The sequence below is a fragment of the Acidovorax sp. GW821-FHT10A04 genome, from assembly GCF_059415825.1.
Genome location: NZ_JBWKNZ010000006.1, coordinates 315,103 through 331,768, shown reverse-complemented (window position 1 = coordinate 331,768; position 16,666 = coordinate 315,103). Strand labels below are relative to the sequence as shown.

Here is a 16,666-nt window from a genome sequence, read left to right as displayed (position 1 = left end):
TGCCCCCATGGCCGAGAAAAAAGGCTCCTCCAGCGAGAAAACCCTCTACTGCTCTTTCTGCGGCAAAAGCCAGCACGAAGTGAAGAAGCTGATCGCCGGACCGTCCGTCTTTATCTGCGACGAGTGCATTGACCTGTGCAACGAAATCATCCGTGACGAGCTGCCCTCGGGCGAGCTGGCCAAGGACGCCAAGAGCGACCTGCCCACGCCGCTGGAGATCAAGACCAACCTGGACAACTACGTCATCGGCCAGGACCAGGCCAAGCGCACGCTGGCCGTCGCGGTGTACAACCACTACAAGCGCCTGCGCCACAAGGACAAGGCGCACAAGGACGACATCGAGCTGTCCAAGAGCAACATCCTCCTGATCGGGCCCACGGGCTCGGGCAAGACACTCCTGGCCCAGACGCTGGCGCGCATGCTGGACGTACCCTTCGTGATGGCCGATGCCACCACGCTGACGGAAGCCGGCTACGTGGGCGAGGACGTGGAGAACATCGTCCAGAAGCTGCTGCAAAGCTGCAACTACGAGGTCGAACGCGCCCAGCGCGGCATTGTCTACATCGACGAGATCGACAAGATCTCGCGCAAGTCGGACAACCCCTCCATCACCCGCGACGTGTCGGGCGAGGGCGTGCAGCAGGCGCTGCTCAAGCTGATCGAAGGCACCATGGCCAGCGTGCCGCCCCAGGGCGGGCGCAAGCACCCGAACCAGGACTTCCTGCAGATCGACACGACCAACATCCTGTTCATCTGCGGTGGCGCTTTCGCGGGCCTGGAAAAGGTCATCGAGAACCGCACCGAGGCGTCGGGCATCGGCTTTGGTGCATCGGTCAAGAGCAAGAAGCAGCGTTCGCTGACCGAGGTGTTCACCGAGATCGAGCCCGAGGACCTGATCAAGTTCGGCATCATCCCCGAGCTGGTGGGCCGCATGCCCGTGGTGACGGCGCTGGCCGAGCTGAGCGAGGATGCGCTGGTGCAGATCCTGACCGAGCCCAAGAACGCCCTGGTAAAGCAGTACAGCAAGCTCCTGGCCATGGAAGGCGTGGACCTGGAGATCCGCCCCGCCGCGCTCAAGGCCATCGCCCGCAAGGCACTGGCCCGCAAGACCGGCGCGCGCGGCCTGCGCTCCATCCTGGAGCAGTCGCTGATCGGTACCATGTTCGACCTGCCCAACCAGAGCAACGTCGAGAAAGTCGTGGTGGACGAGTCCACCATCGAAGAAAGCAAGCCGCCGCTTCTCGTGTACCGAGAGGCTGCCAAGAAGGCCTAGGGCCCTGAGAGCGCAAGCCCACGCGTTCTGAGCGTTCCAAGATGTCCCGGCGGTGCCTGCAACTGACTGCATGCGCCGCGCCGGGCAGCCCTCGGTGCTGCCCTTCAACCCTTCTTCCAGCGCGGCTGGGGGAGGGGGTTGAAAATCCCCACATGTGGACCATCTGCCACAGAGTTAACTGAGGATTTCCATGTCCGGACATACCCCCCTGCCAGCCACCCCCATCGACCTGCCGCTGTTGCCCTTGCGTGACGTGGTGGTGTTCCCCCACATGGTGATACCGCTCTTCGTGGGCCGCCCCAAGAGCATCAAGGCGCTGGAGCTGGCCATGGAGGCCGACCGCCGCATCATGCTGGTGGCCCAGAAGGCCGCCGCCAAGGACGAGCCCTCGGTGGCCGACATGTTCGACGTCGGCTGCGTCTCCACCATCCTGCAGATGCTCAAGCTGCCCGACGGCACCGTGAAGGTGCTGGTCGAGGGCCAGCAGCGCGCGCTGGTCTCGTCCATCGAGGACGGCGAGACGCACTTCACCGCCACCGTGACGCCCGTGGAACCTGCTGCCGAGGCCGCAAAGCCCAGCGAGATCGAGGCCCTGCGCCGCGCGGTGATGCAGCAGTTCGACCAGTACGTCAAGCTCAACAAGAAGATCCCGCCCGAGATCCTCACCTCCATCTCCAGCATCGACGATCCGGGTCGCCTGGCCGACACGATTGCCGCGCACCTGCCGCTCAAGCTCGAGAACAAGCAGATCGTGCTCGACCTGTCGGACGTGAAGGCACGCCTGGAAAACCTGTTCGAGCAGCTCGACCGCGAGGTCGACATCCTCAACGTCGACAAGAAGATCCGCGGCCGCGTGAAGCGCCAGATGGAGAAGAACCAGCGCGACTTCTACCTCAACGAGCAGGTCAAGGCCATCCAGAAGGAACTGGGCGAGGGCGAAGACGGCGCGGACATGGAAGAGATCGAGAAGAAGATCAAGCTCGCCAAGATGCCCGCCGAGGCGCGCAAGAAGGCCGATGCCGAGTTCAAGAAGCTCAAGCTCATGTCGCCCATGTCGGCCGAGGCCACCGTGGTGCGCAACTACATCGACGTGCTCACGGCCCTGCCGTGGAGCAAGAAGACCAAGATCAAGCACGACCTGGTGAATGCCGAGGGCGTGCTCAACGAAGACCACTTCGGCCTGGACAAGGTCAAGGACCGCATCCTCGAGTATCTTGCAGTGCAGCAGCGCGTGGACAAGGTCAAGGCACCCATCCTGTGCCTGGTGGGCCCTCCTGGCGTGGGCAAGACCTCGCTGGGCCAGTCGATCGCCAAGGCCACCGGCCGCAAGTACGTGCGCATGGCCCTGGGCGGCATGCGCGACGAGGCCGAGATCCGTGGGCACCGCCGCACCTACATCGGCGCACTGCCGGGCAAGGTGCTGCAGAGCCTGTCCAAGGTGGGCACGCGCAATCCGCTGTTCCTGCTGGACGAGATCGACAAGCTCGGCACCGACTTCCGTGGCGACCCGTCGAGCGCGCTGCTGGAGGTGCTGGACCCCGAGCAGAACCACACCTTCGGCGACCACTACGTCGAGGTGGACTTCGACCTGTCCGATGTGATGTTCGTCGCCACGTCGAACTCGATGAATATCCCGCCGGCCCTGCTCGACCGCATGGAAGTGATCCGCCTGTCGGGTTACACCGAGGACGAGAAGACCAGCATTGCCATGAAGTACCTGCTGCCCAAGCAGCTCAAGAACAATGGCGTGAAGGACGAGGAGCTCGAGATCACCGAGCCCGCCGTGCGCGACATGGTGCGCTACTACACGCGGGAAGCCGGCGTGCGCTCGCTCGAACGCGAGCTGTCCAAGATCTGCCGCAAGGTGGTCAAGGGCCTGCAGCTCAAGAAGCTCGAGCCCAAGGTCATCGTCACGGCCGACAACCTGCCCGACTTCCTGGGCGTGCGCAAGTACACCTACGGCCGTGCCGAGGCGCAGAACCAGGTGGGCCAGGTGGTCGGCCTGGCCTGGACCGAGGTGGGCGGCGACCTGCTGACCATCGAAGCCGCCGCCATGCCCGGCAAGGGCGTGATCACGCGCACCGGCTCGCTGGGCGACGTGATGAAGGAGTCGGTCGAGGCTGCCCGCACGGTGGTGCGCAGCCGCTCGCGCATCCTGGGGATCAAGGACGAAGCGTTCGAGAAGCGCGACATCCACATCCACGTGCCCGACGGCGCCACGCCCAAGGACGGCCCGAGCGCGGGCGCTGCCATGACCACGGCCTTCGTCTCGGCGCTCACGGGCATCCCCGTGCGCGCTGACGTGGCCATGACCGGCGAGATCACGCTGCGCGGTGAAGTTACCGCCATCGGCGGCCTCAAGGAAAAGCTGCTGGCGGCCCTGCGTGGCGGCATCAAGACGGTTCTGATCCCTGAAGAGAACGTCAAGGACCTGGCCGAGATTCCGGACAACGTGAAGAGCGGCCTGGAGATCGTGCCCGTGCGCTGGATCGACAAGGTGCTGGAAGTGGCCCTGGCCAGCCGGCCCGTGCCGCTGACCGACGAGGAAGTGGCCGTGGCGGCCGCGCCTTCGGCCGAGAAGGCCGGCGCACCGGCGGCCGACGGCCTCAAGCACTGAGAGGGTGCGGGTACAGCCCTGGTGAAAAAGTCGATGGAATGAATTGATTGCAAATTTTTCTGGGGTTTTCCAGAGACCCCCAAAAAATGCGCTACAATTCATTCCATCGCAGCACACAACGTACTAAACGATGTACAATGTAAGGCTTCGGTAAAATGCGGGAATAGCTCAGTTGGTAGAGCGCAACCTTGCCAAGGTTGAGGTCGAGAGTTCGAGACTCTTTTCCCGCTCCATATTTCGCAGGCGGTGTTTGTCACAAGCACTGCAGGCAATCAAAAAGGATCCTTCGGGATCCTTTTTTGTTTTCTGCCATTCCATCCCTTCGCTTCGGTTTGCCTGTGCCGGTTGCCCTACCGCGCGGGCCCGAAGCGCTCCCGGTACTGGCCCGGTGTGGTGCGCACGCGCTTCATGAAGGCGCGCTGCAGCGCGTCCACGCTGGTGAAGCCTGCGCGCTGTGCCACGCGGGCCAGCGGCCAGGCAGACGTCTCCAGCAGCGACTTGGCGCGGTCCACGCGCGCGGCCTCCACGAACTGCGCCGGGGTGAATCCCGTCTCGCGGCGGAAGGTGCGGGCAAAGGTGCGCTCGGTCATGCCGGCACGCTCGGCCAGGGCCGCGTTGCTGCACGGGCCGGTGGGGTCGGAGATGAGGGCGGTGGTCAGGCTGCGGATCGGCGGCGTGGCCGTGGCCTGCACCGCCAGGCCGGTGCTGAATTGCGACTGCCCGCCGGGCCGCCGCAAAAACAGCACCAGCTCGCGCGCCACGGCCAGCGCCGTGGCCGCGCCGCAGTCCGCCTCCACCAGCGCCAGGCACAGGTCGATGCCCGCCGTCACGCCCGCCGAGGTGTAGACCGGGTGGCTGGCCACGAAGATGGCGTCGGGCTCCACCTCGATGGCCGTGCCCAGCGAGCCCAGCAGCTCGCAGCGGTTCCAGTGCGTGGTGGCCCGGCGCCCGTCGAGCAGGCCTGCGGCGGCCAGCACCAGTGCGCCCGTGCACACGCCCACCACGCGGCGCGCGGCCGCTGCCCGGGCCTGCATCCAGTCCCGCAGGGCGGGGTGGCTTGCCGCGGCCAGCAGGGCCTGCTCGCTGCCGCCGGTGACCACCAGGGTGTCGATGCCGGGGGGCGCGTGCTGCAGTGCGACCACCGGGCCCAGCTGCAGGCCGGCGTGCGTGGCCAGGGGCTGGCCGGTGGGTGAGCACAGGGTCAGCCGGTAGGGCGCGGCGCCCGCCGGCAGGTGCTCGTTGGCCACCGCGAACACCTCCATGGGCCCGGCCACGTCGAGCATCTGCACACCGTCGAAGGCGATGAAGACCACCTCGGTACAAGCGGGTTGCGGGTCGGATGCGGTGCTGGGGGGCATGGGCTGGGGGCGTGTGGCAAGGGTGGGGCATGCTATCGCGCCCCGGGGTTGCCGGCCGCGGCGAAGGGTTGGCGGAAAGCGCAGGTGTTTTGTCCGACCGCAGGCGGTGGGGCCGCCTATCGTCACCGCACCGCGTTCGCGCACCCGTTCCTTCTGCTTGCCCATGGTGCCTTCTCCTTCCTCCCTCAACCGCCGCCAGGCCCTGGCCTGCTGCCTGGCACTGGCCGGCACGGCTGCCTGCGGCTGTGCCGCCACCGCCGAGCGCCCGGCCCCGGGTGCCGTGCCCCGCCAGTCGCGCCAGGTCTTTGCCGACGAGCTGCGGCGCTCCCTGCGTGCTGCGGGCGGTTCCCGTCGGCCCGTGGTCGCCGTGCTCGCGCACAACGCGGGCACGGAGATCACGGACTTCCTCGTGCCGCACGCGGTGCTGGCCCGCTCGGGCGTGGCGCGGGTGCAGGCGGTGGCACTGCGCCGGGGGCCGGTGGCCCTGTTGCCCGCGCTGCGGGTGGAGGTGCCTTGCGGGCTGGACGATTTCGACCGGCAGCACCCGCAAGGGGCCGACTGCGTGGTGGTGCCCGCCATGCAGGTGGACGACGACCCGGCCCTGCTGGACTGGGTACGCCGACAGTCTGCCCAGGGGGCCGCCATCGTCGGCGTCTGCTCGGGCGCGCGCGTGCTGGGCCGGGCAGGGCTGCTCGACGGGCGCGGTTTTACAGGGCACTGGGCCGACCGGCGCACGCTCCAGGCCCGCCACTCCACGGCCCGCCACGTCCCCGGCCAGCGCTACCTGGCCGACCGGGGCGTGGTGACCACCACCGGGGTATCCGCGTCCATCCCCGTGTCGCTCGCGCTGGTCGAGGCCCTGGGCGGTGCCGCCGCCGCACAGGCGCTGGCGCAGCAGGTGGGCGCAGCGTCCTTCGGGCCGGAGCATCCGAGCGAAGCCTTCGGCCTCTCGGCACGGCGCGTGGCCGTGTACCTGGCCAACCAGGCCCGGGGATGGGCGGGCGGGCGCCTGGCCGTGGGCATCGGGGACGGTGCCGATGACATCGGGCTCGCGCTGGCCATGGATGCGTGGAGCCGCACGCACCGCCTCGCCGGGCTCACGGTGCAGGCCGTTGCGGGCCGCCCTGTGGAGCCGCCCCTGCGCCTGGCCAGCGGGCTGCGCGTGCTGCTGCCGCCGCGCCCCGAGGGCACGCCATGGCCTGCACTGCCCTTGTACGCGGATGCCAGGCCCGCGCAGGTGCTGGACGCCGCCCTGTGCGACATCGGCCGGCGCTATGGCGCGGGCACACGCGACTGGGTGGCACTGGAGATGGAGCACCACCCGCTGGACGGTGCCGGCGGCTGCGCGGAGCCCGGCGCAGGGAGCTAGCTATTGCAGGTCCCCGCCACCCCACTGCTGCACCAGCAGCGCTGCACGGCGCTCGCGGGTCGCGGGGCTCTTGCCCGCGCGGATGTGCTCCATCGCCACGCGCTGCATGGCACCACTGAGGCCCTGCCATGCGGCGGCTCGCCCGGGTGACTGCGTGAGCAGGGCCTGCAGCTCGGCCGGCACGTCGGTGCTCGCGCGGGTCAGTTCCACCTGCAGCGCATCGCCCACGGCCACGCCGGCCGCCTTGCACCATGGGGCGGTGAACTCCAGGAACCAGGGCGACCGCGGGGAAGTGTCCCAGCGCTTGAGCGTGCGCCGCCCCAGTGCATGGCCGTTGGCCGTGCCTTCCACAAGCGTGGTGGCCTGCAGCCCCCAGGGCGCGACCACGGCATGGGGCAGCAACACGTACACGGGCAGGCGCGGGTCCTTGCGGGCCAGGGTGGCGGTGCAGCGCAGGGTGTCGGGTGCGGTGGCGGGCATGGGGATATTTTCAGGGGCCGGGGCCTTGGGGCGATCGATGGTCAGAGGCCGCCCCAGGTGCAGCGGGTGAAGCCGTGGACGGTGGTGATGCGCGCGTGGTGCGAGCCCTGCTCGCAGACGAGGCGCAGGCAGTCCTGGGCGGCGGCCGGCTGCGGCGATGTGGCCCAGATGAGCGGCAGGACCAGGGCGCCGCGCAGGGCCGTGGGGTGGGGCCTTGGCGGTCGGGCGGGTGGCGCTTTTTTTACTTGAAGGTGCTGCTCAGGATCACCCACTCGATGCCGTCACCGTCGCCGCCCACGTCCTCGCGCGTGGCGATGTTGATACCCAGTTCCGGGCAGTCCTGGCCATCACCCAGCCACTGCGTATCGCGCAGCTGCAGTTTGGCTGCCTTGAAGCGCTTCTTCACTTCGGCAAAGGTGGTGCCGCCGTGCAGCGGTGCGCCCTGGTAGGCCAGCGTGCCGCCCAGGAACTCGATGTCCTGCACCTTGTCGCCGGCGTCGTAGCGCACGCGGATGAAGGTGGCCTTGTCGGCGCTCTGGAAATCGTCCTCGTCCTGGTAGCGGTCGGGCTTGGGCGGCACGAAGCCGGCGGAGGCCATGGCCGCACGCAGGGCCGCACGCGGCTGGCCGAAGTCGATCTTCAAGGCGCCGCAGGAGATGCCTTGGCGGGGCAGGAGTTGCCAGGTGGAAGGTGTCATGTGCTTGCTGCAGGGAACGGCCGGGCCGGCGGCGGTGCGGATGGTACCCTGCGCCTGTACTCCGGTGCTGCACAGCAGCAGGGCGAAGCAGCACAGCATCGGGGCGCCAAGGCGGGATGGGAGGAGCACGCGGGCCTCTGGGTCGGCGGTGGACTGGGATGGCAAGCATAGCGGCCCTGTCTGATCCCACGGCCTGGCAAAGGGGCTTTTGCGTCAACCCGCGTGGCTGGCAAAGCGCACGATGCGCCACTGGCCCGCCCTCGTGCGCTGCAGGACGATGCCGAACAGGCAGGGGCTGCCCTGGAATTCCACGGTGACCTGGGGCTCGTCCACCTCGCGCCCTGCGAGCCAGCGCCGCAGGCGGTTGCCATGGGACTGGAGGGGCAGGGTGTAGCCCACCTGTGCGGGTGGGCACAGGTTGCGGGCCGCATGGGCCTGGAACTGCTCCAGCGTGGTCCCGGTGGCCCCGTTACGTGCCGTGCGCGCATGGGCGGCGGCAAAGCGGCCCTGCTCCACATCGTCCACGAAGGCCTGGGCCTCGGCGATGGCGCTGGCGGGCGTGTGCGGCTGGTGTAGCAGCCACCATGCCATGGCCCCGGCCAGTGCTGCTGCGGCGGCCACGGCCAGCGCGGCCCGGGGAGGGACGCTGCGCTTCAGGCCACCCACCAGTCCGCCACGAGGAAGGGGCGCTGCTGCCCCGGCACGCTGACCATGATGTGTCCGCGCCCACAGGTGGGGCCGCAACGCGTGCCCAGGTAGCGGATGGACACGGCGGGCACAGGCTCCTTGGCGCCCGGGGGCAGCACCGCGGCCTGCCCGCGCTCCAGGTGGGCCAGCAGTACCCATTGGTCTTCACCGTCCAGCGCCTGCGTGACCTGGCTGCAGCCGTGGCCGTCCCGGGCGCTGCCTGCAGCCTCGAGCAGGGCGGCTGCGCGGCGCCCTTCGATCAGCGCCATGCGCTCGGCCTCGGTCTTCCATTGCGTGGGCTTGGCCGCTGCCTGGCGTGCCAGGGCCTCGCGGTCCAGCAGCACGGTGATGCCGTTCAACTGCACCGACAGGCAGGACGCCGGTGCCCGCGGACGCTGGGCCACGCTGCGGGTCTCGTCCACCTCGGTGCCGGCGGGCGGACGTTCGGGCGGCGTGCCTGCGCCGTGGGCCGTCATGCCGGCCCCCAGGCCCATGGCCAGCACGAGGTGCGCAAGAAGGCGCCGCGCACGGTGTCGGGTGGGGCGGGCGGGCGGCTGTGTAGCGAATGCATGGCGCATGGCGATGGTGGGTGGTGAGGCAGGGGCGGGGCTGGATCATTCTAGGGGCCTGCAGATTCGCCGATGGCTGCATAGAATGGCTGCGATGCACGACAAGGACCGCCTGCTGCGCACATTTTTGCTGGTAGCCCAGGGCGGCTCGCTGCAGAAGGCTGCGGACAAGCTCGGCCTCACCCAGCCTGCGGTGAGCAAGCAGATCAGCGCGCTCGAATCCTTTCTCGAATGCGCGCTGTTCACGCGCCATGGGCGTGGCATGGCGCTCACGCCGCCGGGCCAGCGCCTGGCGCAAAGCGTGGCCGAGCAGTTCGCGCTACTCGATGCCGCGCTGGACACGGCGCGCTCCGCTGCCGATGCCGTGCGCTATGTGCGCATCGCCTCTGTCAACACGCTGGCGGCCTACCTCTTGCCGCCTGTCGTCGCGCAGTTGCGGCAGGCACACCCGGTGCTGGTCGTGCGGCTCGACACGGCCAGTTCTCCCGATGTGGTGGACCAGGTGGTGCGCGGCCACGCGGACCTGGGCATGGTCTACGACCTGGCGGTGAACACCGATGCGGTGCAGGTGCAGCGCCTGTACCACGAGGAGATGTGTGCCTATGGCCTGCTGCCGCCGGGGGCGCAGGCCGTGCCGCTGACGGTGGCTGCGCTGTCGCAGCGCCCGCTGATCGTGCCGCCCCGGCCCTATGCCCTCAGGCGTGTCATCGAACGCGAGCTGCCCGGCCCCTTGGCCATCGCTGCCGAATGCAGCTCGGTCAGCGCCTCGCTGGACCTGGCGGCGGCCGGCGTGGGCATGGTCATCCTGCCCAGCGCGCTGCCCGAGCTGGCCGTGGCCCCGCGCGGCCTGGCCCGCTTTGCCATCGCCGATGCCGACCTGGGGCGGCAGGTGGTGGTGATCCACCGCGCCGGCCCCCAGCCGCCGCAGGCGCTGGCGGCCGCGCTGCAGGTGATCGGTCAGTTCGCGGCCCGTGCCGCCTGGCGTGCCCAGTAGTCGAAGGTGCCATTGACGATGGCGCCCTGGAGCAGGAAGTCGTGCGCCTCCTTCGCTGCTGCGGGCTCCACCGGCTGCAGCGGGCCGATGGCCAGGGCATCCAGGCACATGCGTGCGTTGCGCTCGGCAAACACGTTCAGGTAGACGGCCTCCTGCAGCGTGGCCCCGGTGCAGACGATGCCGTGGTTCACCAGCAGGGCCGAGCGCCGGCCCGCCAGTGCGCCGGAGATCAGCGCGCCCTCGTCGTCGCCGGTGGGCACGCCCGGCCAGTGCGCCAGGTAGCCGCAGTCCTCGTGGAACACGGCGGCATCCATGTGCGCCACAGGCATGGGGATGCCCAGCATCGACAGGGCCGACAGGGCGGGCGGGTGTGTGTGCACGATGGCACGCACACCGGGGTGGTGGCGGTAGATCCAGCTGTGGAAGCGCACACCGGGGTTGGCCTTGCCGCGGCCCTCCAGCGTGACCAGGTGCTCGTCGATGAGCAGGGTGGAGGCCTCGCCGGCCTCTTCGAGCCCGGTGCCCAGGGCCAGCGTGAACATGCGCGACGAATCGCCGTCGCGCACGGTCACTTGGCCGGCCAGGCCGCAGGCATGGCCCTGGTGGGCCAGGATGTGGCAGGCATCCACGAAGGTGTTGCGAGGGCGGGCGTCGCGCGTGCCGCTGCCTGCGACAGGGTCCAGGTGCAGGGTTTTTTCGTGCATGGCTCAGTTCTCCAGCTTGATGCCGCGCTCCTGGATGAGCGCGCGGTTGGATTGCAGCTCCGTGCGCATCAGCGCGCTGAAGTCCGCAGGGGTGCTGGCAAAGGGCGCAAAGCCCAGGGCCTGCATGCGCGTGGCGAATTCGGCGCTGGTGACGACGGATTCCAGCGCGGCGGCCAGGCGTGCAGAGGCCTCCGCCGGCATCGCCGCCGGTCCCACCACGCCCACCCAGGGCGCGAAGTCGAAGCCCTTGAGGCCCGATTCGTGGAAGGTGGGCACGTCCGGCATCAGCGGGCTGCGCTCCAGCGTGGCCACGGCAATCGCCTTCACCTTGCCCGTCTTCTGGTACTGGCTGGCCAGGTTGGTGTCGATGAAGGTCAGGTCCACATGGCCGGCCACCACGTCGGCCAGCGCCGGCGCACCGCCGCGGTAGGGGATGTGCGTGACGAACACGCCCGAGCGTGCCTTGAAGGTCTCGAAAGCCAGGTGCGGCGGGCTGCCCACGCCCGCCGAGCCATAGGTCAGCTTGGCCGGATGGGCCTTGGCGTAGGCGATCAGTTCGGCCGGCCGGGGTGCGGCCGCCATGCCGGGCTGGGCCACCATCACCAGCGGGATCCTGGCCACCGTGCCGATATAGCGGAAGTCCTTGGCCACGTCGTAGGACACCTTGGGCTGCAGCACCGGGTTCACGGCCAGCGCGCCGACGTCGAGCAGGCCGATGCTGTAGCCGTCCGGCGCGGCGCGGGCAATGGTCTCGGCCGCCAGCATGCCGCCGGCGCCGGGCCGGTTGTCCACCACCACCGGCTGGCCCAGGCGGGTGGCCAGCCGCTCTGCCGTCAGGCGCGCAATGGTGTCCACCGCACCCCCCGGCGCCTGCCCGATGACGATGCGCACGGGGCGGCTGGGGTAGCGGTCTGCAGGGGTGGGCGCTGGCTGCGCGAACACGGGCAGGGCCGTGACCATCAGGCCGGTCAGCAGCAGCGCGGAGAGGGGGCGGAAGCGGGATTTCATCGGTGTACCTCGGGTGGGGAGTGGGGCCGCCGAAGCGGTCCACGCAGTCTAGGTACGGCCTTTTCATCGCGGCAGTGGCCCGGGGGCAACTCCGCCATGACGGGGAGTTATGGCTCGCGCGCCCACGGCGCAGGCGCCATGCCGGTCAGCGGCTGGTGCGGCTGCGGTAGGCGGTGGGCGTGGTGCCGAATGCCTTGCGGAACGCCGTGCCCATGTGCGACTGGCTGGCGTACTGCGCGGCGGCCGCCACATCGGCCAGCGTGCCCTGCGGCACTGCGTGCAGCATGTGGCGGGCGCGCTGCAGCCGGCGCTCGTTGACGTAGGCGTGGGGCGTCATCCCGGTGAGCTGCTTGAAGTGGCGCAAAAAGGCCAGCGGCGTGAGCTGCAGCCAGGCGCTCATCGCGGCGAGCGAGAGGTCCTCATCGGGGTGACCGACCTCGTCGTCGATGCGCTCGAGCACGCGGGTGTACAGTGGCCGCAGTTCGGCCAGGGCACTGGGGGTGGCGGGGGCGGCCTGCATGGCATCCAGTCCAGCCAGCAGGCTTTGCGCCAGGGGCTCCAGCGCTGCAGGCGGGGCTTGGCGCACCAGCAGCCCCCGCAGGGCCAGGGCTTGGCGCAGCAGGGCGGGTGGGGCGGTGCACTGCGGGCGCGTGGGCGGGCCAGCTGTGCCATCGTCGGGCGCAGCATTCCAGCGGATCACGAGGTACTCACCGCCTGTGGGCGATTCCGAAAACACGTCCAGGCCCGGCGGCGTGTACGAGAGGGTGCCCATCCAGGTGTCGAAGTCCTCGCGCCGGTCCGTGCCGATGGCGTGCACGCCGGTCTGCCGCTCCAGCGCCATGCCCAGCGAGGCGCACTGCGGGTTGTCATGGGCGCTGTAGGGCGCGCGGGCGAGCAGTTCCACCGTGAGGCCAGGGGCAGGGGCCGCTGAAATTCCGTGATAGACGATGGGCTGCACGGCCCGGATCATGGCACTTTTTTGCGAAGGAGCTTCGTGTGAAGACCATAGGCCTGATCGGTGGCATGAGCTGGGAATCCACCGCCGAGTACTACCGCCTCATGAACCAGGAGGTGCGCACCCGCCTGGGTCCGCTGCGCTCGGCGCAGCTGCTCATCCACAGCGTGGACTTCGGCCCCATCGCCCAGGCCCAGCACGAAGGCCGCTGGGACGACGCGGGCGAGCTGCTGGCCGGCAGCGCACGCCGCCTGCATGCCGCAGGCGCCGACGCCATCGTGCTGTGCACGAACACCATGCACAAGCTGGCCGGCACCATCGCCGCCGCCACGCCCCTGCCGTTCCTGCACATTGCCGCGCCCGTGGGCGAGGCGGCACGCCAGCGCGGCCTGCGCAGGCTGGGCCTGTTGGCCACTGCCTTCACCATGGAGCAGCCTTTTCTCAAGGACAAGCTTGCGCAGGACCACGGCCTGCAGGTCGTCACCCCCGACGCGCCCACGCGCGCCGATGTGCACCGCGTGATCTATGAGGAACTGTGCCAGGGCATCGTGCGCGACGCCTCGCGCGGCTTCTACCAGCGTGCCATTGCGCAACTGCAGGCACAAGGCTGCGACGCCATCGTGCTGGGCTGCACCGAGATCTCGCTGCTGGTGCAGCAGGCGCACAGCCCGCTGCCGTTGCTGGACACCACGGCGCTGCACGCCAGGGCGGCCGTGGACTTCGCTCTGGCATAGCGGTGGTTTTCCAGACCTGCCGCAAATTCGGTTAGAATCTGAGGCTCACGGCGCGATAGCAAAGCGGTTATGCCCCGGATTGCAAATCCGGTTAGACCAGTTCGACTCTGGTTCGCGCCTCCAGAATTTTCCAAGCCAGTATTGAAAAGCCTGCTATTTCATCGATAGCGGGCTTTTTTCTTTTGGTCTTTCCATCGCCCGTATTTTCCCGGCTTCAGCGGGCTGTTTCTGGGCTAAGAGCCGCTGGCGTGCTGCCGTTCGAGCAATCCCCTGAGAAACCCCCACGGAAAAATCCCGCGGTCGTGCCCGTCGCTGAACACGAACTGCACCCCGTAGGCTCCCACCGGCTGGATGGCTGCCACCTGGACCGCGGCCTCCGGGGCCAGCCCGCTCAAACCATTGCCGCGCAATGCCTTGCAGTCGGCGCAAGGGCAGTGGGCGCGCAGCACGGGGTAGGCCACCACCTGCCGCTCCCCGTCCGCCCAGAAGAACTCGAGTGCCGCGCGTGCACGGTGGTCGACGATGGAGTCAGGCGCCATGGGGTGTGCCCGACTGCGTTGCTGCTGCGGCAGCGATCTGTGCGATGGCCAGGCGCACGGACTTGCGCACCTCTGGGTCCGGGTCGTGCGCGGCCTGTTCCAGCCCGGGCAGCGCTGCGGCATCGCCGATTTCGCCCAGGGCCAGCGCCGCCTCCTTGCGCAGGTTGCTGATACTGTGGCCCAGTGCCGCGAGCAGCGGGGCCACGCTGCCGGCGCTGCGCAAGCGGCCCAGGCTGCGCGCTGCGCGCAGGCGCACCTGCCAGTAAGCATCATCCAGCGCCACCAGCAGGGCGCCGGTGGCCGCCGGCTGCTGCAGCTTGCCCAGCGCGGTGGCCGCTTCCTCGCGCACCTGCCAGCTGGCATCGCGCAGCGCTGTTTCCAGCGCGGCGCGGGCGCCGGCGTCGCCGGCCGCAAAGGAGAGTGCGCCCACGGCCGCACGGCGCACCTCGTCCACGGCGTCGGTCACCGCGAGCGCGGCCAGGGCGGGCAGCGCGGGCGCATGCTTGAGGTAGCCGAGCACGCCGATGGCTTCGCGGCGCAGCGCCACGGCCTCCGCCGTGTCCTGCCCAGGGCCTGGCTCCTGCAGCACCGCCAGCGCAGGCGCGGCGCTCGCCGGCACGCGCAACTCGCGCAGGGCGCGCAGCACGGCCGCGCGCACCCGCGCAGGCCCTCCATTCGCGTACGGCAGCAGCCATGCCGCGCAGGCAGGGTCTTTCAGCTCGGCCAGGCTGTGGGCGGCGGCCTCACGCACCTGGGCATCGGGGTCGTCGAGCACCTGGGCCAGGCCTTCCACCGCGTCCTGCTGCTCCATGGTTTCCAGCGCCAGCGCGGCCGCGGCGCGCACGGCCGGCGTATCGTCGCGCAGGGCCGCGACCAGCCAAGGCGCATGCGCCTCGTCGGCCAGATCGCCGAGGTCCATCACGGCGATGCGGCGCACCTGTGCATCGGTCGAGGCCAGGCGTTCGGCAAGGGCCTGCAGTTCGGGATCGTCGAGGGTCGAGGGATTCATTGGCGGTGGTCTAGATGGCGAAACGCAGTTGTGCAGCCGTGGGCGCACCCAGCGGCGTGAGGCGTTCCAGCGGCGCGCTGGCCGCCGCATGGGGATGCAGCAGTTGCAGGCATTGCCGCTTGAGCGCGGTGAATTCGGGCGAGGTGACCAGCGAGGGATCGCGCGGCCGCGCGAAGCCGAGCGCGAACTCGGCGACGATGCGGCCCGGCCGTGGCCCCATCACGAGCACCCGGTCGCCCAGGAACAGGGCTTCGTCGATGTCGTGCGTGATGAAGACGATGGTGGTGCGCACACGCGCCCAGGCATCGAGCAGCTGCCGCTGCATCATGAGCCGGGTCTGGGCGTCGAGCGCACCGAAGGGCTCGTCCATGAGCATCACGCGCGGATGGTTGATGAGCACGCGCGCAATCTCCGCGCGCTGCTGCATGCCGCCCGACAGCTGCGAGGGGTAGAAGCCCGCAAAGTCGCCGAGGCCGACGACACGCAGCATCTCCTGCGCGCGCGCATGGCGCTCGCGGCGGCCCACGCCCTGCATCTTGAGGCCGAAGGCCACGTTGTCCAGCACCTTCTTCCATGGAAACAGGGTGTGGTGCTGGAACACCAGGCCGCGGTCCGGATGCGGTCCGTGCACCGGCTCGCCGTCCACGCGGATGGCGCCGCCGGCCGGTGTGAGGTGGCCGGCCAGCGCGCCCAGCAGCGTGGACTTGCCGCAGCCCGAGGGGCCGAGCAGGCAGATGAACTCGCCGGGTTCGGCGTGCAGCGTGATGTCCTGCACGGCATCGAAGGCCTGGGCGCCCTGGCCCAGGCGCACCCGCAGGCCGTCGATGGCGATGCGCCCGGTGCGCACGTCGGCCTTCATGAGCGCTGCTCCTGCAACGCGCGCCAGGGCATCAGCGCCTGGCCGGCGTGGCGCACCAGCGTGCTGCTGCCCATGCCCAGCACACCGATGCACAGCATGCCGACCACGATGTCGGCGTAGTTCTGGATCGTGTAGGACATCCAGGTGTAGTAGCCGATGCCGAACTGGCCCGAGATCATCTCGGCCGTGACCAGGCAGAACCACGCCGTGCCCATGCCGATGGCCAGGCCGGTGACGATGCTGGGCAGTGCCCCGGGCAGCACCACCTCGCGGAACACGGCGAGGCGGCCCGCGCCCAGGCTGCGTGCCGACGCCACGAGGCGCGCATCCACGCCGTCCACGCCGTGCACCGTGTTGAGCAGCACCGGGAACAGCGCACCGACGAAGGTGATGAACACCATCGACGCCTCCGACGAGGGGAACATGAGGATCGCCAGCGGAATCCATGCCACGGCGGGAATCGGGCGCAGGACTTCCAGCGGCGGCAGCAGCGTGTCTTCGGCCCAGCGGGCGCGCCCGATGGCCAGGCCCAGCGCCACACCCACCACGGCGGCCAGCCCGAAGCCGATGAACACGCGGCGCAGGCTGGCCCCGAGGTGCTGCAGCACCAGCGGCGATTGCACCAGGGCCCAGGCGGACGCGGCCACCTCGCGCGGCGGCGGCACGTTCTGGAAGGTGATGAAACCCAGGTTGATGCGCTGGCCGGTGGCCAGATGCCAGGCGAGCACGCAGGCGAGCAGCGCGGCGATGCGCCAGGCCGCGCGCGGCAGGCCGGCGCGCAGGGTCAGGGAGGTGGAACTGGCCATGGTCGGTC

At 69.6% G+C, this 16,666-nt stretch carries 17 protein-coding genes and 2 tRNA genes; 7 read left to right on the top strand and 12 right to left on the bottom strand.

Going from position 1 to position 16,666, the window contains the following annotated elements; all coding sequences use genetic code 11:
• Positions 1-7 precede the first annotated feature (7 nt).
• From clpX to AC07PF_RS15640, 3 genes are all read left to right on the top strand, one after another.
• Positions 8-1,273, top strand: a complete 1,266-nt coding sequence (gene clpX / locus AC07PF_RS15650) for an ATP-dependent Clp protease ATP-binding subunit ClpX (protein ID WP_007855690.1) — start codon at positions 8-10, stop codon at positions 1,271-1,273.
• Positions 1,274-1,463: 190 nt separating this feature from the next.
• The gene (gene lon, locus AC07PF_RS15645) at positions 1,464-3,890 is read left to right on the top strand and encodes an endopeptidase La (RefSeq protein ID WP_494609133.1); all 2,427 of its coding nucleotides are present in this window, start codon (positions 1,464-1,466) and stop codon (positions 3,888-3,890) included.
• A 157-nt stretch (positions 3,891-4,047) separates the two neighbouring features.
• Positions 4,048-4,123 (top strand) — tRNA-Gly (locus AC07PF_RS15640).
• A 117-nt stretch (positions 4,124-4,240) separates the two neighbouring features.
• On the opposite strand, the gene AC07PF_RS15635 is transcribed toward AC07PF_RS15640, so the two are convergent.
• Entirely contained in the window at positions 4,241-5,248 is a 1,008-nt protein-coding gene (locus tag AC07PF_RS15635; RefSeq protein WP_494612500.1) for a GlxA family transcriptional regulator, read from the bottom strand.
• Between the two features lie 163 nt (positions 5,249-5,411).
• On the opposite strand from AC07PF_RS15635, the gene AC07PF_RS15630 reads away from it, so the two are divergent.
• Complete coding sequence (locus tag AC07PF_RS15630; protein ID WP_494612499.1) at positions 5,412-6,617, top strand: DJ-1/PfpI family protein; 1,206 nt, start codon at positions 5,412-5,414, stop codon at positions 6,615-6,617.
• Here the strand turns inward: AC07PF_RS15630 and AC07PF_RS15625 are convergent, their stop codons facing one another.
• The 4 genes from AC07PF_RS15625 to AC07PF_RS15610 form a co-directional block, all read right to left on the bottom strand.
• On the bottom strand, positions 6,618-7,097 hold the full coding sequence (locus AC07PF_RS15625; RefSeq protein WP_494612498.1) for a YdeI/OmpD-associated family protein: 480 nt from the start codon (positions 7,095-7,097) through the stop codon (positions 6,618-6,620).
• Positions 7,098-7,338: 241 nt separating this feature from the next.
• Positions 7,339-7,794, bottom strand: coding sequence for a hypothetical protein (locus AC07PF_RS15620; protein WP_146187919.1), 456 nt, complete (start codon positions 7,792-7,794; stop codon positions 7,339-7,341).
• A gap of 213 nt (positions 7,795-8,007) precedes the next feature.
• Positions 8,008-8,460 carry a hypothetical protein gene (locus tag AC07PF_RS15615; protein ID WP_494612497.1) on the bottom strand — a complete coding sequence of 151 codons (453 nt, stop codon included), beginning with the start codon at positions 8,458-8,460 and terminating at the stop codon, positions 8,008-8,010.
• On the bottom strand, positions 8,448-9,059 hold the full coding sequence (locus AC07PF_RS15610; protein WP_494612496.1) for a hypothetical protein: 612 nt from the start codon (positions 9,057-9,059) through the stop codon (positions 8,448-8,450). Before AC07PF_RS15610 ends, AC07PF_RS15615 begins: the two co-directional genes overlap by 13 nt.
• 76 nt (positions 9,060-9,135) lie before the next feature.
• On the opposite strand from AC07PF_RS15610, the gene AC07PF_RS15605 reads away from it, so the two are divergent.
• Complete coding sequence (locus AC07PF_RS15605; RefSeq protein ID WP_494612495.1) at positions 9,136-10,044, top strand: LysR family transcriptional regulator; 909 nt, start codon at positions 9,136-9,138, stop codon at positions 10,042-10,044.
• Here the strand turns inward: AC07PF_RS15605 and AC07PF_RS15600 are convergent.
• From AC07PF_RS15600 to AC07PF_RS15590, 3 genes are all read right to left on the bottom strand, one after another.
• On the bottom strand, positions 10,008-10,748 hold the full coding sequence (locus AC07PF_RS15600; protein WP_494612494.1) for an aldolase: 741 nt from the start codon (positions 10,746-10,748) through the stop codon (positions 10,008-10,010). The genes AC07PF_RS15605 and AC07PF_RS15600 overlap by 37 nt on opposite strands.
• A 3-nt stretch (positions 10,749-10,751) precedes the next feature.
• Positions 10,752-11,756: a Bug family tripartite tricarboxylate transporter substrate binding protein gene (locus AC07PF_RS15595; RefSeq protein WP_494612493.1), complete on the bottom strand. Its 1,005-nt coding sequence runs from the start codon at positions 11,754-11,756 to the stop codon at positions 10,752-10,754.
• A 145-nt stretch (positions 11,757-11,901) separates the two neighbouring features.
• Complete coding sequence (locus AC07PF_RS15590; RefSeq protein ID WP_494612492.1) at positions 11,902-12,660, bottom strand: helix-turn-helix domain-containing protein; 759 nt, start codon at positions 12,658-12,660, stop codon at positions 11,902-11,904.
• 92 nt (positions 12,661-12,752) lie between these two features.
• On the opposite strand from AC07PF_RS15590, the gene AC07PF_RS15585 reads away from it, so the two are divergent.
• A complete protein-coding gene (locus AC07PF_RS15585) occupies positions 12,753-13,445 on the top strand; it encodes an aspartate/glutamate racemase family protein (protein WP_494612491.1) in 693 nt (230 codons plus the stop codon).
• A 49-nt stretch (positions 13,446-13,494) separates the two neighbouring features.
• Positions 13,495-13,568: transfer RNA gene (locus tag AC07PF_RS15580), tRNA-Cys, on the top strand.
• A 110-nt stretch (positions 13,569-13,678) separates the two neighbouring features.
• Here the strand turns inward: AC07PF_RS15580 and AC07PF_RS15575 are convergent.
• The 4 genes from AC07PF_RS15575 to AC07PF_RS15560 are packed head-to-tail and all read right to left on the bottom strand — an operon-like array spanning position 13,679 to position 16,658.
• A complete protein-coding gene (locus AC07PF_RS15575; protein ID WP_494609121.1) occupies positions 13,679-13,984 on the bottom strand; it encodes a gamma-butyrobetaine hydroxylase-like domain-containing protein in 306 nt (101 codons plus the stop codon).
• Complete coding sequence (locus AC07PF_RS15570) at positions 13,974-14,993, bottom strand: HEAT repeat domain-containing protein (RefSeq protein ID WP_494612489.1); 1,020 nt, start codon at positions 14,991-14,993, stop codon at positions 13,974-13,976. Before AC07PF_RS15570 ends, AC07PF_RS15575 begins: the two co-directional genes overlap by 11 nt.
• Before the next feature lie 10 nt (positions 14,994-15,003).
• On the bottom strand, positions 15,004-15,852 hold the full coding sequence (locus AC07PF_RS15565) for an ABC transporter ATP-binding protein (RefSeq protein ID WP_494612488.1): 849 nt from the start codon (positions 15,850-15,852) through the stop codon (positions 15,004-15,006).
• Positions 15,849-16,658 carry an ABC transporter permease gene (locus AC07PF_RS15560; RefSeq protein ID WP_145696082.1) on the bottom strand — a complete coding sequence of 270 codons (810 nt, stop codon included), beginning with the start codon at positions 16,656-16,658 and terminating at the stop codon, positions 15,849-15,851. The genes AC07PF_RS15565 and AC07PF_RS15560 overlap by 4 nt, the downstream gene beginning before the upstream one ends.
• Positions 16,659-16,666 lie beyond the last annotated feature (8 nt).